This window comes from Paraburkholderia sp. FT54 (assembly GCF_031585635.1).
In the GTDB taxonomy this organism is placed as follows: domain Bacteria; phylum Pseudomonadota; class Gammaproteobacteria; order Burkholderiales; family Burkholderiaceae; genus Paraburkholderia.
Genome location: NZ_CP134195.1, coordinates 3,565,490 through 3,580,608, shown reverse-complemented (window position 1 = coordinate 3,580,608; position 15,119 = coordinate 3,565,490). Strand labels below are relative to the sequence as shown.

General features: G+C 59.9%; 17 protein-coding genes, 1 tRNA gene and 1 riboswitch. Of the genes, 8 read left to right on the top strand and 10 right to left on the bottom strand.

Annotated features, from left to right (window positions below):
* The first annotated feature begins 250 nt into the window (after positions 1 to 250).
* The 3 genes from RI103_RS16505 to RI103_RS16495 all read left to right on the top strand — a co-directional run bounded on the left by RI103_RS16505 (position 251) and on the right by RI103_RS16495 (position 3,307).
* A complete protein-coding gene (locus tag RI103_RS16505; protein ID WP_310812988.1) occupies positions 251 to 1,321 on the top strand; it encodes an acyltransferase in 1,071 nt (356 codons plus the stop codon).
* A gap of 442 nt (positions 1,322 to 1,763) precedes the next feature.
* Positions 1,764 to 2,543 (top strand): ABC transporter permease, encoded by a 780-nt coding sequence (locus RI103_RS16500; RefSeq protein WP_310812987.1) that lies wholly within the window; start codon positions 1,764 to 1,766, stop codon positions 2,541 to 2,543.
* Positions 2,544 to 2,545: 2 nt separating this feature from the next.
* Positions 2,546 to 3,307, top strand: a complete 762-nt coding sequence (locus RI103_RS16495; RefSeq protein ID WP_310812986.1) for an ABC transporter ATP-binding protein — start codon at positions 2,546 to 2,548, stop codon at positions 3,305 to 3,307.
* 234 nt (positions 3,308 to 3,541) lie between these two features.
* Here RI103_RS16495 and RI103_RS39660 read toward each other — a convergent pair whose 3' ends face one another.
* From RI103_RS39660 to ydfG, 10 genes are all read right to left on the bottom strand, one after another.
* Complete coding sequence (locus RI103_RS39660) at positions 3,542 to 3,805, bottom strand: hypothetical protein (RefSeq protein ID WP_409076950.1); 264 nt, start codon at positions 3,803 to 3,805, stop codon at positions 3,542 to 3,544.
* Between the two features lie 329 nt (positions 3,806 to 4,134).
* Positions 4,135 to 4,210: transfer RNA gene (locus tag RI103_RS16485), tRNA-Lys, on the bottom strand.
* Between the two features lie 185 nt (positions 4,211 to 4,395).
* Positions 4,396 to 5,145 carry a tol-pal system protein YbgF gene (gene ybgF, locus RI103_RS16480; RefSeq protein WP_041758249.1) on the bottom strand — a complete coding sequence of 250 codons (750 nt, stop codon included), beginning with the start codon at positions 5,143 to 5,145 and terminating at the stop codon, positions 4,396 to 4,398.
* 19 nt (positions 5,146 to 5,164) lie between these two features.
* Entirely contained in the window at positions 5,165 to 5,674 is a 510-nt protein-coding gene (pal, locus tag RI103_RS16475; RefSeq protein WP_012431817.1) for a peptidoglycan-associated lipoprotein Pal, read from the bottom strand.
* A 32-nt stretch (positions 5,675 to 5,706) separates the two neighbouring features.
* Positions 5,707 to 6,999 carry a Tol-Pal system beta propeller repeat protein TolB gene (gene tolB, locus RI103_RS16470; RefSeq protein ID WP_310812985.1) on the bottom strand — a complete coding sequence of 431 codons (1,293 nt, stop codon included), beginning with the start codon at positions 6,997 to 6,999 and terminating at the stop codon, positions 5,707 to 5,709.
* Positions 7,000 to 7,138: 139 nt separating this feature from the next.
* Positions 7,139 to 8,167, bottom strand: coding sequence for a cell envelope integrity protein TolA (tolA, locus tag RI103_RS16465; RefSeq protein ID WP_310812984.1), 1,029 nt, complete (start codon positions 8,165 to 8,167; stop codon positions 7,139 to 7,141).
* Entirely contained in the window at positions 8,164 to 8,610 is a 447-nt protein-coding gene (tolR, locus tag RI103_RS16460) for a protein TolR (protein WP_012431820.1), read from the bottom strand. Before tolR ends, tolA begins: the two co-directional genes overlap by 4 nt.
* A gap of 10 nt (positions 8,611 to 8,620) precedes the next feature.
* On the bottom strand, positions 8,621 to 9,298 hold the full coding sequence (gene tolQ / locus RI103_RS16455) for a protein TolQ (protein ID WP_012431821.1): 678 nt from the start codon (positions 9,296 to 9,298) through the stop codon (positions 8,621 to 8,623).
* Positions 9,299 to 9,453: 155 nt separating this feature from the next.
* On the bottom strand, positions 9,454 to 9,933 hold the full coding sequence (gene ybgC, locus RI103_RS16450; RefSeq protein WP_310812983.1) for a tol-pal system-associated acyl-CoA thioesterase: 480 nt from the start codon (positions 9,931 to 9,933) through the stop codon (positions 9,454 to 9,456).
* 59 nt (positions 9,934 to 9,992) lie between these two features.
* Positions 9,993 to 10,739 (bottom strand): bifunctional NADP-dependent 3-hydroxy acid dehydrogenase/3-hydroxypropionate dehydrogenase YdfG, encoded by a 747-nt coding sequence (ydfG, locus tag RI103_RS16445; protein WP_310812982.1) that lies wholly within the window; start codon positions 10,737 to 10,739, stop codon positions 9,993 to 9,995.
* A 241-nt stretch (positions 10,740 to 10,980) separates the two neighbouring features.
* Positions 10,981 to 11,089: riboswitch (ZMP/ZTP riboswitch) on the top strand.
* Between the two features lie 166 nt (positions 11,090 to 11,255).
* Between ydfG and glyA the strand changes: the two genes are divergently transcribed.
* The 5 genes from glyA (at position 11,256) to RI103_RS16420 (ending at position 15,015) form a co-directional block, all read left to right on the top strand.
* Positions 11,256 to 12,503 carry a serine hydroxymethyltransferase gene (gene glyA / locus RI103_RS16440; RefSeq protein WP_310812981.1) on the top strand — a complete coding sequence of 416 codons (1,248 nt, stop codon included), beginning with the start codon at positions 11,256 to 11,258 and terminating at the stop codon, positions 12,501 to 12,503.
* Between the two features lie 6 nt (positions 12,504 to 12,509).
* On the top strand, positions 12,510 to 12,992 hold the full coding sequence (nrdR, locus tag RI103_RS16435; protein WP_027799387.1) for a transcriptional regulator NrdR: 483 nt from the start codon (positions 12,510 to 12,512) through the stop codon (positions 12,990 to 12,992).
* 210 nt (positions 12,993 to 13,202) lie between these two features.
* Entirely contained in the window at positions 13,203 to 13,763 is a 561-nt protein-coding gene (locus RI103_RS16430; RefSeq protein ID WP_310812980.1) for a GspH/FimT family pseudopilin, read from the top strand.
* Complete coding sequence (locus RI103_RS16425; protein WP_310812979.1) at positions 13,760 to 14,206, top strand: hypothetical protein; 447 nt, start codon at positions 13,760 to 13,762, stop codon at positions 14,204 to 14,206. Before RI103_RS16430 ends, RI103_RS16425 begins: the two co-directional genes overlap by 4 nt.
* Positions 14,203 to 15,015, top strand: coding sequence for a PilW family protein (locus tag RI103_RS16420; RefSeq protein WP_310812978.1), 813 nt, complete (start codon positions 14,203 to 14,205; stop codon positions 15,013 to 15,015). Before RI103_RS16425 ends, RI103_RS16420 begins: the two co-directional genes overlap by 4 nt.
* Positions 15,016 to 15,119: the final 104 nt, after the last annotated feature.

Here is a 15,119-nt window from a genome sequence, read left to right as displayed (position 1 = left end):
CGCGGCGATGCCGAGATCAGAAGCCACAATCGCCCCGACCTTGGACTGCCAGTTTAGCTGTGCGCGGCGCGCTGCACTGGCGGCCTCCGTCGACCGACGGCAGGGCGCTCCAACTCCTTACCAAATCTTACGATACAATCGCGCGCAATTTGATTAATCTGAGCTGTGCGCGACGGAAATGATAAAGACAGAGACACAACATCATATCTCCTCCCTTGACGGGCTACGGACATTGGCCGTGGCGCTTGTCATGATTTTTCACTACGCACCAGATTCAATAGCAAGAAATCTCGGCATCGATTGGGGAACTTACGGGGTCCATATATTCTTTGTTTTGAGCGGATTTGTTATCACCAAATCGATAGTCGAAAATTCAACTTCGGAAAACCATCCGTTCCGTTATCTGGGAGAGTTTTGGATAGCAAGAATGTTTAGATTGATACCTCTTGCTTACGTAGCCATATTCATGGTCTATTTTCTTTCCAAGATCCCGCTCGACAATCATTTTCTCTACTACAACTTATTATTTTCTGCAAATTTCTATACTGCATTGACTGGCAAGTTCTTCCCTTATTTGCTGCATTTTTGGACGCTTGGCGTGGAAATGCAGTTTTACATCATATATCCCATAATTCTGTTGCTGACAAGGAAGAATATTCCGTGGGCGCTGTGTTTGTCATTTATCGTAGCATGCGCCACTAGAATTCTGCTCGTCTGGAATGTTGCCTATGTCCATCCCGGGTCACTGCTGCCGTGGAATGCGGACACATTTGTGCTCGGGGGGCTATTATTTTGGGCGAGCAGTAAAGCGTATTTTAAGTCAGTCGTGTATTCGCTAATTTTTATTGGGCTCGCGATTTTTATAAATTCGGTTGTCGCCAGGATCACTGATCAGCATACAAGTGGACTACACCCATCGCTCAATGATTTATTTGTCGCCGGATTGATAGGTACTCTTGTTTTTAAAAATTCGGTTTCAAACAGGATTTTTTCCCACCGAATACTCGTCCATCTGGGAAAAATTAGCTATGGAATATACGTTTGGCATTTTTCCGTCCTGGTCCTTTGGGACTACCTTCGAGATAATTATGGACACTTGTACTACGGGATATTGTCGTATGTGCCTCTATGGGTCATCCTGACGATCACAACGGTGGCGTTTGCGGAAGCGAGCTGGTACATGTTTGAACGCAGGCTAAACCAACTCGGCAGAAGAATTGCTGCCAGCATTCGACCGGCCCGGCAATGCGCTACTGCTTCTGTATCCGCCGGTGTTCACAGCGCCAGTTCCGGCACTGCGACAAGCGGGTCGATAGGTTAGGACCTGGTTTGCCAACCCCAGCGCCAGCGGCTGGGGCCAGAGCTATTTGCGACACGCCGATAACGCTGCTTGCGCGGCGCCTTGCCCGGCTGCACCGATTATCATTGGCAGCCCCCGGAGTGCTGCCGGCTCTCTATTTGACCGGTCCTTCCTGCATCGCCGGGAGCGATCGAGGAACGCAGCACAATTCCTGCAATCGCGCTTTGGGGCGATAGCCGGGCCGTGAGCCAGCAGGCCCGCGAACACGCCGAGGCTCCCGACGAACTGTCTGTGGGCGGGGTCGCATGGGTGTCGGGAAAAAAAAGAAAGTAAACCAGCCCGGTACGGAGTGCGAAGGCCAGCCCAACCTCGGTACGCTACAATGTCGTCCTTGGGTGGCGTGCGCCTCTAGGCGAAAAGCTCTAGCGAAACGCCTCCGTAAATATTAAACGACACTACGCCAATGTACTTTGCAATAAATGATCTATGCGCGAGCTTGATTAGATGGCGCCTCTGGATGCTACTCGGATGGCTCGAAATTCGGCAACGATATGCCCGGTCTCGCATCGGACCGTTTTGGTTGACAATTAGCACCGCAGTAATGATTACCTCGATCGGGTTGGTCTACGGTACGCTGTTCGGCCAAAAAATGGGCGAATACCTTCCGTTTTTGGCGGTGAGCATTATTTTCTGGACGATGTTTTCCCAGATTGTTACGGAAGGGACGCTTGCATATATATCAAGCGCGACCTATATACGCCAGATTGCCACACCAAGGACAGTGTTCATACTTCAAGCGGTTTGGCGCAACATCATCATTTTCGCCCACAATTTGCTCATAGTAATCGGGATGCTGGTGATTTTCGGCGTCAAAGACTATCAGGCACTCTTGCTATTTTTTCCTGGTTTCGTACTTTTTTTGCTGAATGCTACCTGGATAGCAATGGTTGTCGCACTCGTGTCTGCAAGATTTCGGGATTTGCCGCAGATAATCGCTGCAATGATCCAGGTTGCTTTTTATGTCACACCAATTATTTATAAGCCAAGTTCGTTGACCCGTTTTAAATGGGTTGTTGACTACAATCCGCTGACGTACATGATGAGTCTTGTTCGAGATCCGCTAACCGGAAATTTTCCGAGCGAAGTAACTTGGGCCGTGGGTATTGGACTGGCTCTTGTCGGTTGGTCCTTCGCCCTGTTCGTCACTGGACGATATGCAAAGCGAATTCCGTACTGGGTCTAAAGATGGCTTATATTCGATTAAAAAATGCTACCCTTGACTTGCCGATCTACGACGTTCAGGGGCGCTCGCTGAAGAAACGCATCGCAAATTTGCGGAATCGCAGCGCAGAGGCGGACACGCGGCCGGACACGGTGATTCTTCGAGCAATCAACGACCTGACTTTGTCTATCGGGCCTGGTGACCGTATCGGCTTGGTTGGCCATAACGGGGCGGGAAAATCTACTCTTCTGAGAGTAATGGCGGGAATCTATCCGCCAACAGGAGGAATAGTCGAAACTCAAGGGAAATCTGTCCCACTCCTGGACATAAGTTTGGGAATGGATGAGAACTCGACGGGGCGGCAAAACATGCGGTTGCGAGGGCTTCTGCTAGGTATGAGCGATGATGAAATCAATGAGAAACAAGACGAAATAGCAGCGTTTTCGGAACTCGGCGATTTCATGGATCTACCCATTAGGACGTATTCATCGGGCATGAAGGTTCGGCTCGGGTTTGCGATATCGACCGCAGTGGATGCTCAGATCTTGCTCTTGGATGAGGTCATGGGTGTTGGGGATGCTTCTTTCAAGGACAAAGCTAACCGACGTCTAGCGGAACTTCACGAGCGCTCTGAAATTGTCGTTCTTGCACTCCATGACAACGCAGCTATCCGTAAGACTTGCGATAAAGTTTTGTGGATGGAGAAGGGGTGCGCGAAGATGTTTGGTCCTGTAGAAGAAGTGTTAAAAGCCTACGAGGACAGCATAACCCAGCTGATAACGTAGATTTCTGCGTCGGTTTTCTAAAATTCAATCCAATTCTATGCACGCCGCGCCTGCGGCGTGATCGCTCTTCCGAATGCGGCCTGACCGGTGCGCTGTTGACAAGAGGTTTTGTTTGCCAAGTCCGACAGGCGTGTGTTCACCGAGCCGGCGAGAGCTGGCGCTTCGCGGCTCCGGGCGCTAGACGTCGGAAGCGCTCCTTCTCATGCTCTTCGTCATACTTAGCGAGCGACGGTTTCACGAGATCGCCACGAAATACATTCCGACGATCCGCGGTGTGTTCACGTCGTTGACCACCGGCGCCCGTTCCAAGCCCTGAACCGCGAGCCGCATTGCGACGAGCCGGTCGGTCCCACCGGGCAAAGCGACCACGGGTACGCCCACGTCCATCAGTTCGAGCAGCGTTGCCGCGGTGGGCAATCCGTTGTCGGCGGAATTCATGCGCTCGAGCCTCGCGCGGTCGATCGCGTCGGCCATCACGGCAGCCCCGAGTTCGAACAACGGCAGCTCTTGTGGCGGGACGCGGTTTAATTCGTCTACGGTTTGCAGTGGACAGACAATTGTATGTGATTGTGACATAAATTGCCGCGAGTGCTCGTACGTGGCTTTGGATGTCGAATGCGCGGGCGGACGGGGGCTAGTCGCAGTGGCCGCGGCGCCATGCTGAGGCGGAGGGACGCACCGAGCGGGGAAGTACGAGAACAGGTGGCGTTTTGAAAACCACATTGGCCATGTCGGCAACGCCGCAATGCGGAGCCTTTGAGCGAAAAAGTGCGCTCAAGGAAATGAAAAGGGCTCGCACGCTGACGCGTGCAAGCCCTTAAATCTTTTGGTAGGCCGTACGGGATTCGAACCTGTGACCAACGGATTAAAAGTCCGCTGCTCTACCAGCTGAGCTAACGACCCAAAAGAGAAGCGAAATTATAGCGATAACCTCGCCGAGCTGTCAACCCATCGTGGCCGTCCGACCTATCAGCACTTCAGATAGTGAAAAGCCCGGATATCACTACCCGGGCTTTCCAGCGAGAGGCGCGCGTGGCTATGACATCGGACACTGCGCGTTACTGCCAACTACTTGAGCAATACCACAACTACTTGATCTGCGATAGCTTGCTCTGGGCCGACTGCGCGACGTCCGAGCCGCCATATTGCGCGACGATCTGCTCCAGCGTCTTCTTGGCCGCGGCCTTCTGACCTTGCTCGAGCTGATTGTTCGCAATCGCCAGCAGCGCTTCCGGCGCACGCGGATGCTGCGGATATTTCTGCACCACACCCTGCCAGGTCGCCGTCGAACCCTTGTAGTCGCGCAGTGCATACAACGCGTTGCCGAGCCAGTACTGCGCGGTCGGCTGGTAAGGGCTGTTCGGGAACTTGGCGATGAAGGTGCGGAACGACGCCGCCGCATTCTTGAAATCGCCATTGCGGAACTGCTGCGAAGCCGCGTTGAACGAATCGGTCTCACCCGGCTGCACCTCGCCCTGGACGCCGTCCACCGTCTGCTGTTGCGGCTCGAATTTCTTCAGGCGCGTGTCCAGATCGGTGTAGTAGTCCTTTTGCTGCTTTTGCACCGTGGCGAGCTGGTTAGCCATGTCCTCGTTCTGTCCGCGCAACGTAGCGACCTGCTGATTCAACTGGTCGAGACGGTTGGACTGATCGAGGATCGTGCGCTGCGCGGCCGACAACTGACTCGACAGGCTATCGGTCTTCGAACGCAGATCGAGAATGGCCTGACGGGCCTGATCGTCGTCGAAGATGCCCGCATGCGCGGGCACAGCCGCGAAGGCCGTGCCTGCAACGCAGGCCGCTGCGGCAAACCGCAGCCAGGAGAAACGATGCGTCATTCGGCTCATCACCCGTTACTTACTGTTGGTACACGAGGTCGGCGCGGCGGTTTTGCGCCCACGACGATTCGTCATGACCGGTAGCTTGCGGCTTTTCCTTGCCGAGGCTCACGGCTTCCATTTGCGAGTCCGTCACGCCCATCAGCGACAGCGAACGGCGCACAGCTTCAGCACGCTTCTGGCCGAGTGCCAGGTTGTACTCGCTGGTGCCGCGTTCGTCGGTGTTGCCCTGGATCAGGACGTGGCGTTGCGGATGGCTCTTCAGGTATTGCGCGTGTTGTTGCAGCAGCGATTGATAGTCGTCTTTAACCGAGTAGCTGTCGAAGTCGAAGTAGATGCTGCGCTTGGCGAGCGGGCTGTTCGGATCGTTCAGCGGGTCGACATTGACCGTCGCGACATCGTTCGGGTTCGGCTGTGCCGAAACCGTACCACCCTTGTTAGCGTTTTCGTCGAGCTTGACGCCCGAGTGACATGCGGCCAGCGCACCAACCATCAATACGGCAAAAGCGAAGCGAAGTTTTGACATCATTTGAGTACTCTCCTTGTGTTATTGCATCAACGTTATTGCATAAACGGGCCCCAGGACGGCTCGCGTACGCTGCCGCCCTGAACGGACAGGACCTGCCGAGTGCGACCGTCGGTCGATACTGCGGCCAACACGCCACGGCCGTTCACCTGTGTGGCGTAAAGAATGTACTGACCGTTCGCCGCGAAGCTCGGCGATTCGTCATGTGTCGTGTCCGTCAGGCCTGTGGCAGTGTTGCCTTGCAGGTCCTGGATATAAAGCTTGAACCCGCCGCCGACGCGCGAGATATAAGCGAGCTGTTTGCCGTCCGGGCTCACGCGCGGGCTGGTGTTGTAGCTGCCCGTGAACGTGACGCGCTGTGCGGGACCGGCGCTTTCGCCCTGGGCCGACATCTTGTAGATCTGCGGTTGGCCGCCACGGTCGCTGGTGAAATAGATCGACTGGCCGTCAGGCGAGAAGCACGGTTCGGTATCGATCGAGCTGCCTTGCGTGAGACGGCGCAGGCCGCTGCCGTCCGCATTGACGGCGAAAATCTGCGTGTTGCCGGTGCGCGAGAGCGCAACAGCCAGCGTGCGTCCGTCCGGCGACCACGCCGGCGCACTGTTATTGCCCTTCTGGTCCGAAACGACCACGCGACGGCCCGTAGGCAGATCGTGGATGTAGACGATCGGCTTCTTCTTTTCGAACGAAACGTAAGCGACCTTGGTGCCGTCAGGCGACCATGCCGGCGAGATGATCGGCTCGGGGCTCGACAACGCGATATGCGCGTCCTGGCCGTCCGAATCGGAAATCTGCAATTGATAGCGGCCGCCCGTCTTGATGACGTACGACAGGCGCGTGGCGAACACGCCGCGGCCGCCCATCAGCTTGGCGTAGATGTAGTCCGCGACCTTGTGTGCGCTCATGCGCAGGCCGCTTTCGGGGCTCACCAGCACGAGGCCGCCGAGGCTTTCGCCCTTGACCGTGTCGTACAGCTTGAAGCGCACTTCGTACTGGCCGTTCGGCAGGCGGTTCACGCTGCCCGACACGAACGCGTTGGCGCCCTTGGCTTTCCAGCTGCCGAGGTCGACGGAATCCGTTTCGGCAACCGGCGTGGAGCCCGCGTCGATGTTGGTGAATTTGCCGCTGCGTTGCAGATCCTGCCGCACGATCGTGCTGACTTGCTGTGGCGAGTTCGCTTCGTTGGCGAAATTCGCCGTTGCGATCGGAAACTGGGTGGACCCGACGCCTGTCACGAGGACGTTGAGTTGTGCGTGGGCGGCGCCGCCGACGGCGATCAGGCACGACGCTACAAGTGTCCGCAGGCCTAGCTTGGTCATCAAACTCATGCTGTATGGATTCCCCAAAAACGGTTTTACTAACGCTTCAAGACAGCAGACAGACCCGAAAAGAACTGATTCGTTCCCGAGCGCGCCCGGTGGGCGGGGCGCCGCGTCTGCTGTCAACTGACTGTCAAACTACTGTGAATCAACCGGCACCGGCCGGGCGCAACGTGATCAGGAAGCTGGTCGGTGTCTTGCCATTGATGTCCTGAGGCATCGGATCGGTACGCTGGACGGCCCGTAGCGCGGCGTCGTCCCAAGCCGCGTTGCCGCTGCTGCGCGAAATCGTTGCGCCAAGCAAGGTGCCCGTTGGCGAGCAGCGAACGGAGACCACCGTCTCCAGGCCGCTTGTTTCGCCACCCCACGAGATATTCGGACGCACCGCACGACGCACCTTGTCCGAGTACCCCGGCGAGGTCGCCGTGCCACCCGAGCCGCTGCCCGTGCCGTTCTTTCCGAGCCCATCGCTGGTGGTCGAGCCGGCGCCGCCGGTCGCGAGGCCTTGCATCTGCGCGAGGCGTGCGCGACGTTCCGCATCCACTTTCTTCGCTTGCGCCGCCGCGTCGGCTTGCGCCTTGGCCTTCGCTGCCTTCTGCGCGTCGGCCTTTTTCTGCGCATCGGCCTCGGCTTGCTTCTGCTGTTCCTGCTGCTGTTCTTTCAACTGCTGCTGCTTTTGCTGCTCGGCCAATTGCTGTTGTTTCAGCTTGTCGGCCTGCTGTTGTTGCTGCTGCTTCTGTTTGGCTGCCGCAGCCTTCTGCGCGGCGAGTTGCGCGGCCTGGTCGGCTGCGAGTTGTTGCTGACGCTTCGCGTCGGCTTCCTGCTGTGCTTGCAGCTTCTGCTGACGTTGCTGTTCAGCCAGCTGCGCCTCGCGGGCCGCTTGCTGCTGCTGACGCTTCTTTTCCTGCAGCGCGATGTCTGCCTGTTCGTCGCGCACCGGCGGAGGAGGGGCCACAACCGGAGCGGGCGGCGGCGGAACAGGACGCGGGATCGACGTATCCGGCACTTCGGTCCACAGCTCTGCTTCCGCGCCCTCGGGCGTACTGTTTTGCCACTGAATGCCGTGATACAGGAAGAACCCGAGCAGCGCGTGCATCACCAGCGCGAACGCAAAGGCTCGCCCGGTGCCGCGTTCACGCGGTGGCTGGAGCGGGTATTCGGAATTCTTGCGGATCATTGCGATTTGACGAGCAATCCAACGCGCTTGACGCCACGAGCTTTCAGTTCGGACATCACGTTCATCACGACTTCGTACTTGACGGTCTTGTCGGCGGCGATCACGACGGGCTGATCAGGATGCGATTGCGCGCGGTCGGCGATGAAGCCGTTCAGATCGGCCTTCGTCATGTTCTCCTGCTGCTGCGCACCCGAATCGTCCTTGTATTTGACGCTCATGTTGCCGTCCGCGCGAATGTTCACGATGACGGGCGGCGTTTGCTGCTGCGGCGCCGCGCCGCCGACGGTCGGCAGATTGACGATCGACGGGGCCACGAGCGGCGCGGTCACCATGAAGATCACGAGCAGCACGAGCATCACGTCGATATACGGCACGACGTTGATGTCGGCCATCGCGCGGCGCGAGCGGCTGCCGCGCATGCTGGAGGAGCGAGAGCCTGCCATCGTGGACTCCTTACTGTGCCTGGCGCTGCAGGATGTTCGAGAACTCTTCGATGAAAGTCTCGAAGCGGATTGCCAGACGGTCGATGTCGTGCGCGTAGCGGTTGTAGGCAACCACGGCCGGAATCGCGGCGAACAGGCCGATCGCGGTGGCGGTCAGCGCTTCGGCGATGCCCGGCGCGACGTTGGCCAGCGTGGCCTGCTGCACGTTGGCGAGGCCGCGGAACGCATTCATGATCCCCCACACCGTGCCGAACAGACCGATATACGGGCTGACCGAGCCGACCGACGCGAGAAACGCGAGATTGGCTTCGAGCACGTCCATTTCACGCTGGAACGCGGCACGCATGGCGCGCCGTGCGCCGTCGAGAATCGCGCCCGAATCGTTCAGGCGTTTTTCCTTGCCTTTCAGGAATTCGCGCATGCCGGACTCGAAAATCCGTTCCAGCGCGCCGATCGTGTGGCGGTTGTTCGCGGCGCTCTGATAGAGCGCCTGCAGGTCGCCGCCCGACCAGAAATCGCGTTCGAAACGCTCAGTTTGCGCGCGCGCCCGGCGGATCGCAAACCACTTGCGGAAGATGAAAGTCCACGACAGCAGCGACAACAACAGCAGCAGAGCCATGACAGCCTGCGCCAGCAGGCTCGCGTTGAGTACGAGTGAAACGATCGACAGATCTTGTGTAGTGTTCATAAAGGTTCGTTTTAACGTCCCGGAAGGGGGCGTCCGGCTGAAAGGTCACTCGAAGCTTGCCGTGAGCAAAACGGAAGCATCGGCGATATTGCAAGCCGAACCATGCTTTGTGTTGCTTGATCGTTACGAGTTCACTGGCCCCGTAACAACGGGGTTCAGTCATTGTCCGTTGACACGTGGCTGTCGCTCACGCCCGGCCCGCGACGCAACGCCGCGAGTACTGACGGAGGAATCGCGGCCGGCCGCAGCGCAATGCGGTCCACGCAGCCGACCCGGATGGAACCGGTAGCAAGCAGCGTGCCGTCACGCCACGCTTCCTGCACGAAGTCGACCGATGCTCTGCCGAGACGCTCGATCCGGCTGATCACGTTGACCACGTCGTCGAGCCGGGCCGGCGCCCGATAATCGACCGCGGTGCTGCGGACGACGAAAATCGCGCCCGTTTCGTCCGCAAGCCGATTCTGGTCGACGCCGCACACGCGCAGCCATTCGGTGCGCGCCCGTTCAAAAAACTTCAGGTAGTTCGCGTAAAACACGATGCCGCCGGCGTCGGTATCTTCGTAGTACACGCGAATGGGCCACGTGTACCCGATTTCCGTGCCGGGCTGGCTGGTCGACATATTCATGCGGCGCATTTTACCGGAACGCACACCCGCAGGTCTGTTTCAAGATGTGTGCCCCGTCCGGCGGGCTTTCAGCCGCGATGAATGGACAATCCGGCGAACGATTGAGCCACCGGCATCAGCTCGATCGTGTTGATATTGACGTGCGCCGGGCGCGTGGCGATCCAGTAGATCGAATCAGCGATGTCTTCGGCGGTCAGCGGCTGCACGTTTTCATACACTTTGCCGGCTTTTTCGTCGTCGCCGCGGAAACGGACGTTCGAGAACTCGGTGCCGCCGCACAGGCCCGGCTCGATGTCGGTCACGCGAAGCGCGGTGCCGGCCAGATCGGCGCGCAGATTCAGGCTGAATTGACGCACGAATGCCTTGGTGGCCCCATACACGTTGCCGCCCGCGTACGGCCAGCGGCCGGCCACCGAGCCCAGGTTGAAGATGTGGCCGCGGTTACGTTCCACCATGCCGGGCAGGAAGGCGTGAGTGACCTGAACGAGCCCCGTGCAGTTGGTCTCGATCATGGTGTTCCATTCGTCAAGACTCGCTTTTTGCGCGGGCTCGGTGCCGAGCGCAAGGCCGGCATTGTTGACCAGCACGTCGATTGCGGCGAAATCCGCCGGCAGCGAGGCCGGCACGGCTTCGACGGCGGCGCGGTCGCGGACGTCGAGTTCATACGGCAGAAGCGCGTCGCCGAGTTCATCGGCGAGTTGCTGCAGACGGTCCTTGCGGCGCGCGGTGGCGACGACACGATGGCCGCCCTTGACGAAGGCGCGAGCGATAGCGGCGCCGAATCCCGCGGACGCTCCGGTGACGAATACGATCATTGCAGTGGTTCCCTGGCTGGTGAAAGAGAAAGGCCCCAAGCCTACTTCCATTGCGGCGCTGCGGCAAGGATGAACCAGGCGCACGAGGGGCCGTGGCAGGGACGCACAGCGGGTTTCCGTAAGAATTTCGTCAGATGTTTGTGCGCTGCACTGGACGGCGTTGCGGACCGCCCGGCGGGCATGCGCGGCGGCGGCCGGACGCCGGTTGCCTATTCGATCCTCTTCCAATAAACTAACGCGCTCGTCCCTGCGTGACTGGCGATAGAACCGGTTCAAGCAATCGGGTTCAAGGTGGAACAACCCACCGTGAAGCGCAGGGTGCCGTTTTGCCGTTCGCCTGGGCAGCCGTGATCCGCGCGCATTGATCTGCGCTGACGGTGGCTGTCCTGCCTCGCGTGTGCGGCGACTCTCCATCCGCCACGTCAGGGCTGGCCCAGCCGCCAGCAGCGCTGCGTACCCTCTACGCAAGATTCGGCGCACAATCCGGTCAACCTGAACACATTCAACGGAATCCGTATGTTTGACAGAGCCCAAAGCACCATCGCCAACGTCGATCCTGAACTCTGGAAGGTCATCGAGCAGGAAAACCGCCGTCAGGAAGAGCACATCGAACTGATCGCGTCGGAAAACTACACGAGCCCGGCTGTCATGGCGGCGCAAGGCTCGCAACTCACGAACAAATACGCTGAAGGGTATCCGGGCAAGCGCTACTACGGCGGCTGCGAGTATGTCGACATCGCCGAGCAACTGGCGATCGACCGCGTGAAACAGCTGTTCGGCGCCGAAGCCGCCAACGTGCAGCCGAACTCCGGCTCGCAGGCGAATCAAGGCGTGTTCTTCGCCATGCTCAAGCCGGGCGACACGATCATGGGCATGAGCCTGGCGCACGGTGGCCACCTCACGCACGGTTCGCCGGTCAACATGTCGGGCAAGTGGTTCAACGTGGTCAGCTACGGCCTGAACGAGGCCGAGGACATCGACTACGACGCTGCGGAAAAGCTCGCTCAGGAACACAAGCCGAAGCTGATCGTGGCGGGCGCTTCCGCGTTCTCGCTGCGTATCGATTTCGAACGCATGTCGAAAATCGCCAAGTCGGTCGGCGCGTACTTCATGGTCGACATGGCGCATTACGCCGGTCTGATCGCCGCGGGCGTGTATCCGAACCCGGTGCCGCACGCCGATTTCGTCACCACCACCACGCACAAGAGCCTGCGTGGCCCGCGCGGCGGCGTGATCCTGATGAAGGCTGAGTTCGAGAAGCAGATCAACTCGGCGATCTTCCCGGGCATTCAAGGTGGTCCGCTGATGCACGTGATCGCCGGCAAGGCCGTCGCCTTCAAGGAGGCGCTGTCGCCGGAGTTCAAGCAGTATCAGCAGCAAGTCGTCGAAAACGCGCGCGTGCTGGCTGAGACGCTGGTCAAACGCGGTCTGCGCATCGTCTCGGGACGCACTGAGAGCCACGTGATGCTCGTCGACCTGCGCGCGAAGAAGATCACCGGCAAGGCTGCGGAAGCTGCGCTCGGCGCCGCTCACATCACCGTCAACAAGAACGCGATTCCGAACGATCCGGAAAAACCGTTCGTGACGAGCGGCGTGCGTCTCGGCTCGCCGGCCATGACCACGCGCGGCTTCGGCGTCAAGGAAGCCGAGCAGGTGGCTAACCTGATCGCCGACGTGCTGGACAACCCGGAAGACGCCGCCACGATCGAACGTGTGCGCGCGCAAGTCGCTGAGCTTACCCAGCGCTTCCCGGTTTACCGCTAAGCCGCCATGCACTGCCCCTTCTGCCGTCACGCCGATACGCAAGTGGTCGACTCGCGCGTATCCGAAGACGGCGCGACGATTCGCCGGCGCCGCCGCTGCCCGGCCTGCGACAAACGTTTCACGACGTATGAGCGGGTCGAGCTGGCGTTGCCGTCGGTCGTCAAGAAGGACGGCAGCCGCACTGAATTCGACCGCCGCAAGATCGTCGCGAGCATGCAACTGGCGCTGCGCAAGCGCCCGGTGGCAGCGGACGCGATCGACGCGGCGGTTGCCCGCATCGAGTATCAGTTGCTCGGCAGCGGCGAGCGCGAAGTACGCAGCGAGCGCCTTGGCGAACTCGTGATGAACGAATTGCGTGCGCTCGATACCATTGCTTACGTTCGTTTCGCTTCCGTCTACCGGCGCTTCGAAGACGTCTCCGAGTTCGAAGACGTGATCGAAGAATTCCGCCGCGCCTCTTCCCCTCCCAAGCCTTCCCGCAAACGCTGAACGTAGCCGCATCTCGCGTCGCGTTTGAGTCGCCGTTTTCTCCCGCGTTGTTTCGCGTATCTGCATCTGTATCCCCCGCTGCCGTTATGGTTCGTCGCGTGCATTCTTGCGCGGGATAGCGTCTGAGTGCCACCTGGCCATTCGGCCGATTGTTGAGCGGTTTGCAAATCGCTAGATTGGCTGCATTCTTCGAATCGATCAGGGATGCAGATGAAACGGAATGCTGTCCATCCGCCGCGCTGGCGCGGCTTCACGCTCGTTGAAACGCTAGCCGTGGTTGCGCTGCTCGCGGTCATCGCCGTGATGGCCACGCCGTCGTTCGTAGCGTGGTACGCGCGCGATCAGGTCGACGCCCGCGCGAAGGCGCTTGCCTCGACGCTCGCTTATGCGCGCAGTGAAGCCTTGCGCCGGGGCACACGCGTCATCGTGTGCCGGATCGACGCCGCGCGGCATTGTCTTGCCGCGGGGCAGCCGTGCGGTCACGGCGTCGCTGACTGGTCGTGCGGTTGGGCCGTCATGGCCGATCGGGGCGGCACGTTGTCGCTATTGCGCGCGCAACCTCTGCTTGCGGCCGTGAGCATCGTTGGCACGCAGACGAATCTCACGTTCACGCCGCCGGCGGGGCAATTGATCGGCACCTTTCGCAGTTTTGATATCGCGCCGCGTACGCCGTCGAGGGCGACGCAAGGGGACAAGTGGCGACGCTGCATTCGTATCGCAGCCGGCGGTCGCGCGCGGATTGTCGAGGGCGCATGCGGAGCGGCGTCATGAGCCGATATTCGCGGAGCCAGCACTCGCGCCGAAGCGAGTCGAAGTGTGGCGGCAGCTCATTGGTCGAGGTCATGCTGGCTGTCGCGTTGATGGCGGTCACCGCACTGGGTTTGATCGCCGGTCAGTTGTGGACCGCACGCGAGGCACGCGCGATGTCCATGCGCGAACATGCCGCCTGGATAGCTGATTCCGTCGCGGAGGCGATGTGCGTACCCTCTGGTGGCGACTCCGCAATCAGGCAATGGAGCGCACGGGCAACGGTACTCTTGCCGCATGGCGAAGCCTCGGTGGGAGACAACGGTGGTGTATCGGCTGCGCGCGTGACATGGACATCATTGCTCGACATGCCGCATTCCGACGATGTCATCGACAAGCCCGCGTCGTGCGGCGGAGCGGATCTTCCCGTGGGCTCGTCATGCGTCGTGCTGGCGTTTGCGAAATGATGCAACGTTCGAATCCTGAGTATGGCCATACCCTGGTCGAATTCGTGATCGCCATGGCGCTGGGGCTGCTGGTGACTGCGGGTGCCGTCTCGCTCTACACGACGCAGCGGAGCGCATTCGAACATGCGAGCGATTCGATGCGGATTCGCGAAGCCGGTCTGACCGCGCTGACGCTGATTGGCCAGCAACTGCAAATGGCCGGCTTCGTACCGGCGGACGTCGCGCGATATAACGGTCCCCCGCCGATGTTCGGATGCTCGGGTGGCCGCCCGACCGGCGCCGAAGATAGCCTAGCGTGTGAGACCTTGCCCAGTCACTCGGACGGTGTCGCCGTCCGCTATGTCGGTGACAACGTCTCGACATGGCCGTCGACCAACGGGCAAACAACCGACTGCCTCGGTCAAGCCGTGACAGGGAGCAGCGCCGCGCTCGGCGACCAGGGCGTGCTGGTCGTCAACCGGTATTTCGCGAGGGTCAGCGGTTCGACCGGTGAGCCGGAGCTTTATTGCGAGGGCAACGGCAAGACGGGGGCCGCGCAACCGCTGGTCGAAGGTGTTGAACGCGTGCGGATCAAGTACTGGGTGGCCGGCGGCCAGGCCGCCATCGACGCGTCGGCCATGATGGCCGATCAATGGGCGAAGATCGTCGCCGTCGATCTCTGCGTGCTCGTGCGCGGCGCGCCGCAGGGGCAGCACCGTCCACGCTATGTCGATTGCGACGGCGTGAGTGTTCTCGCTGCCGATTCACGGCCGCACCAGGCGTTCTCCCGGCGTGTGGCGATACGCAACCACGTGGAGGATTCGCTGTGACGATACGACGCATGGCAGGCCAGCCGGCCCGCACGGACGGAAAGCGCGTTCGACGCCACGATCACCTGGCAAACCGGGCAAAGCCTCGCCAAACGAAGCGCCAC

What these genes read in the sequence shown, in the direction of transcription:
- glyA (WP_310812981.1), top strand. Translation starts at nt 11,256, where the DNA reads ATGTTTGACAGAGCCCAAAGCACCATCGCCAACGTCGATCCTGAACTC.
- pal (WP_012431817.1), bottom strand. Translation starts at nt 5,674, where the DNA reads ATGATGTCAAAACTTCGCTTCGCTTTTGCCGTATTGATGGTTGGTGCG.
- nrdR (WP_027799387.1), top strand. Translation starts at nt 12,510, where the DNA reads ATGCACTGCCCCTTCTGCCGTCACGCCGATACGCAAGTGGTCGACTCG.
- RI103_RS16420 (WP_310812978.1), top strand. Translation starts at nt 14,203, where the DNA reads ATGATGCAACGTTCGAATCCTGAGTATGGCCATACCCTGGTCGAATTC.
- RI103_RS16500 (WP_310812987.1), top strand. Translation starts at nt 1,764, where the DNA reads ATGTACTTTGCAATAAATGATCTATGCGCGAGCTTGATTAGATGGCGC.
- RI103_RS16425 (WP_310812979.1), top strand. Translation starts at nt 13,760, where the DNA reads ATGAGCCGATATTCGCGGAGCCAGCACTCGCGCCGAAGCGAGTCGAAG.
- RI103_RS16430 (WP_310812980.1), top strand. Translation starts at nt 13,203, where the DNA reads ATGAAACGGAATGCTGTCCATCCGCCGCGCTGGCGCGGCTTCACGCTC.
- ybgF (WP_041758249.1), bottom strand. Translation starts at nt 5,145, where the DNA reads ATGACGCATCGTTTCTCCTGGCTGCGGTTTGCCGCAGCGGCCTGCGTT.
- tolB (WP_310812985.1), bottom strand. Translation starts at nt 6,999, where the DNA reads ATGAGTTTGATGACCAAGCTAGGCCTGCGGACACTTGTAGCGTCGTGC.
- tolA (WP_310812984.1), bottom strand. Translation starts at nt 8,167, where the DNA reads ATGATCCGCAAGAATTCCGAATACCCGCTCCAGCCACCGCGTGAACGC.
- ydfG (WP_310812982.1), bottom strand. Translation starts at nt 10,739, where the DNA reads ATGATCGTATTCGTCACCGGAGCGTCCGCGGGATTCGGCGCCGCTATC.
- RI103_RS16495 (WP_310812986.1), top strand. Translation starts at nt 2,546, where the DNA reads ATGGCTTATATTCGATTAAAAAATGCTACCCTTGACTTGCCGATCTAC.
- RI103_RS16505 (WP_310812988.1), top strand. Translation starts at nt 251, where the DNA reads ATGATTTTTCACTACGCACCAGATTCAATAGCAAGAAATCTCGGCATC.
- tolQ (WP_012431821.1), bottom strand. Translation starts at nt 9,298, where the DNA reads ATGAACACTACACAAGATCTGTCGATCGTTTCACTCGTACTCAACGCG.
- ybgC (WP_310812983.1), bottom strand. Translation starts at nt 9,933, where the DNA reads ATGCGCCGCATGAATATGTCGACCAGCCAGCCCGGCACGGAAATCGGG.
- tolR (WP_012431820.1), bottom strand. Translation starts at nt 8,610, where the DNA reads ATGGCAGGCTCTCGCTCCTCCAGCATGCGCGGCAGCCGCTCGCGCCGC.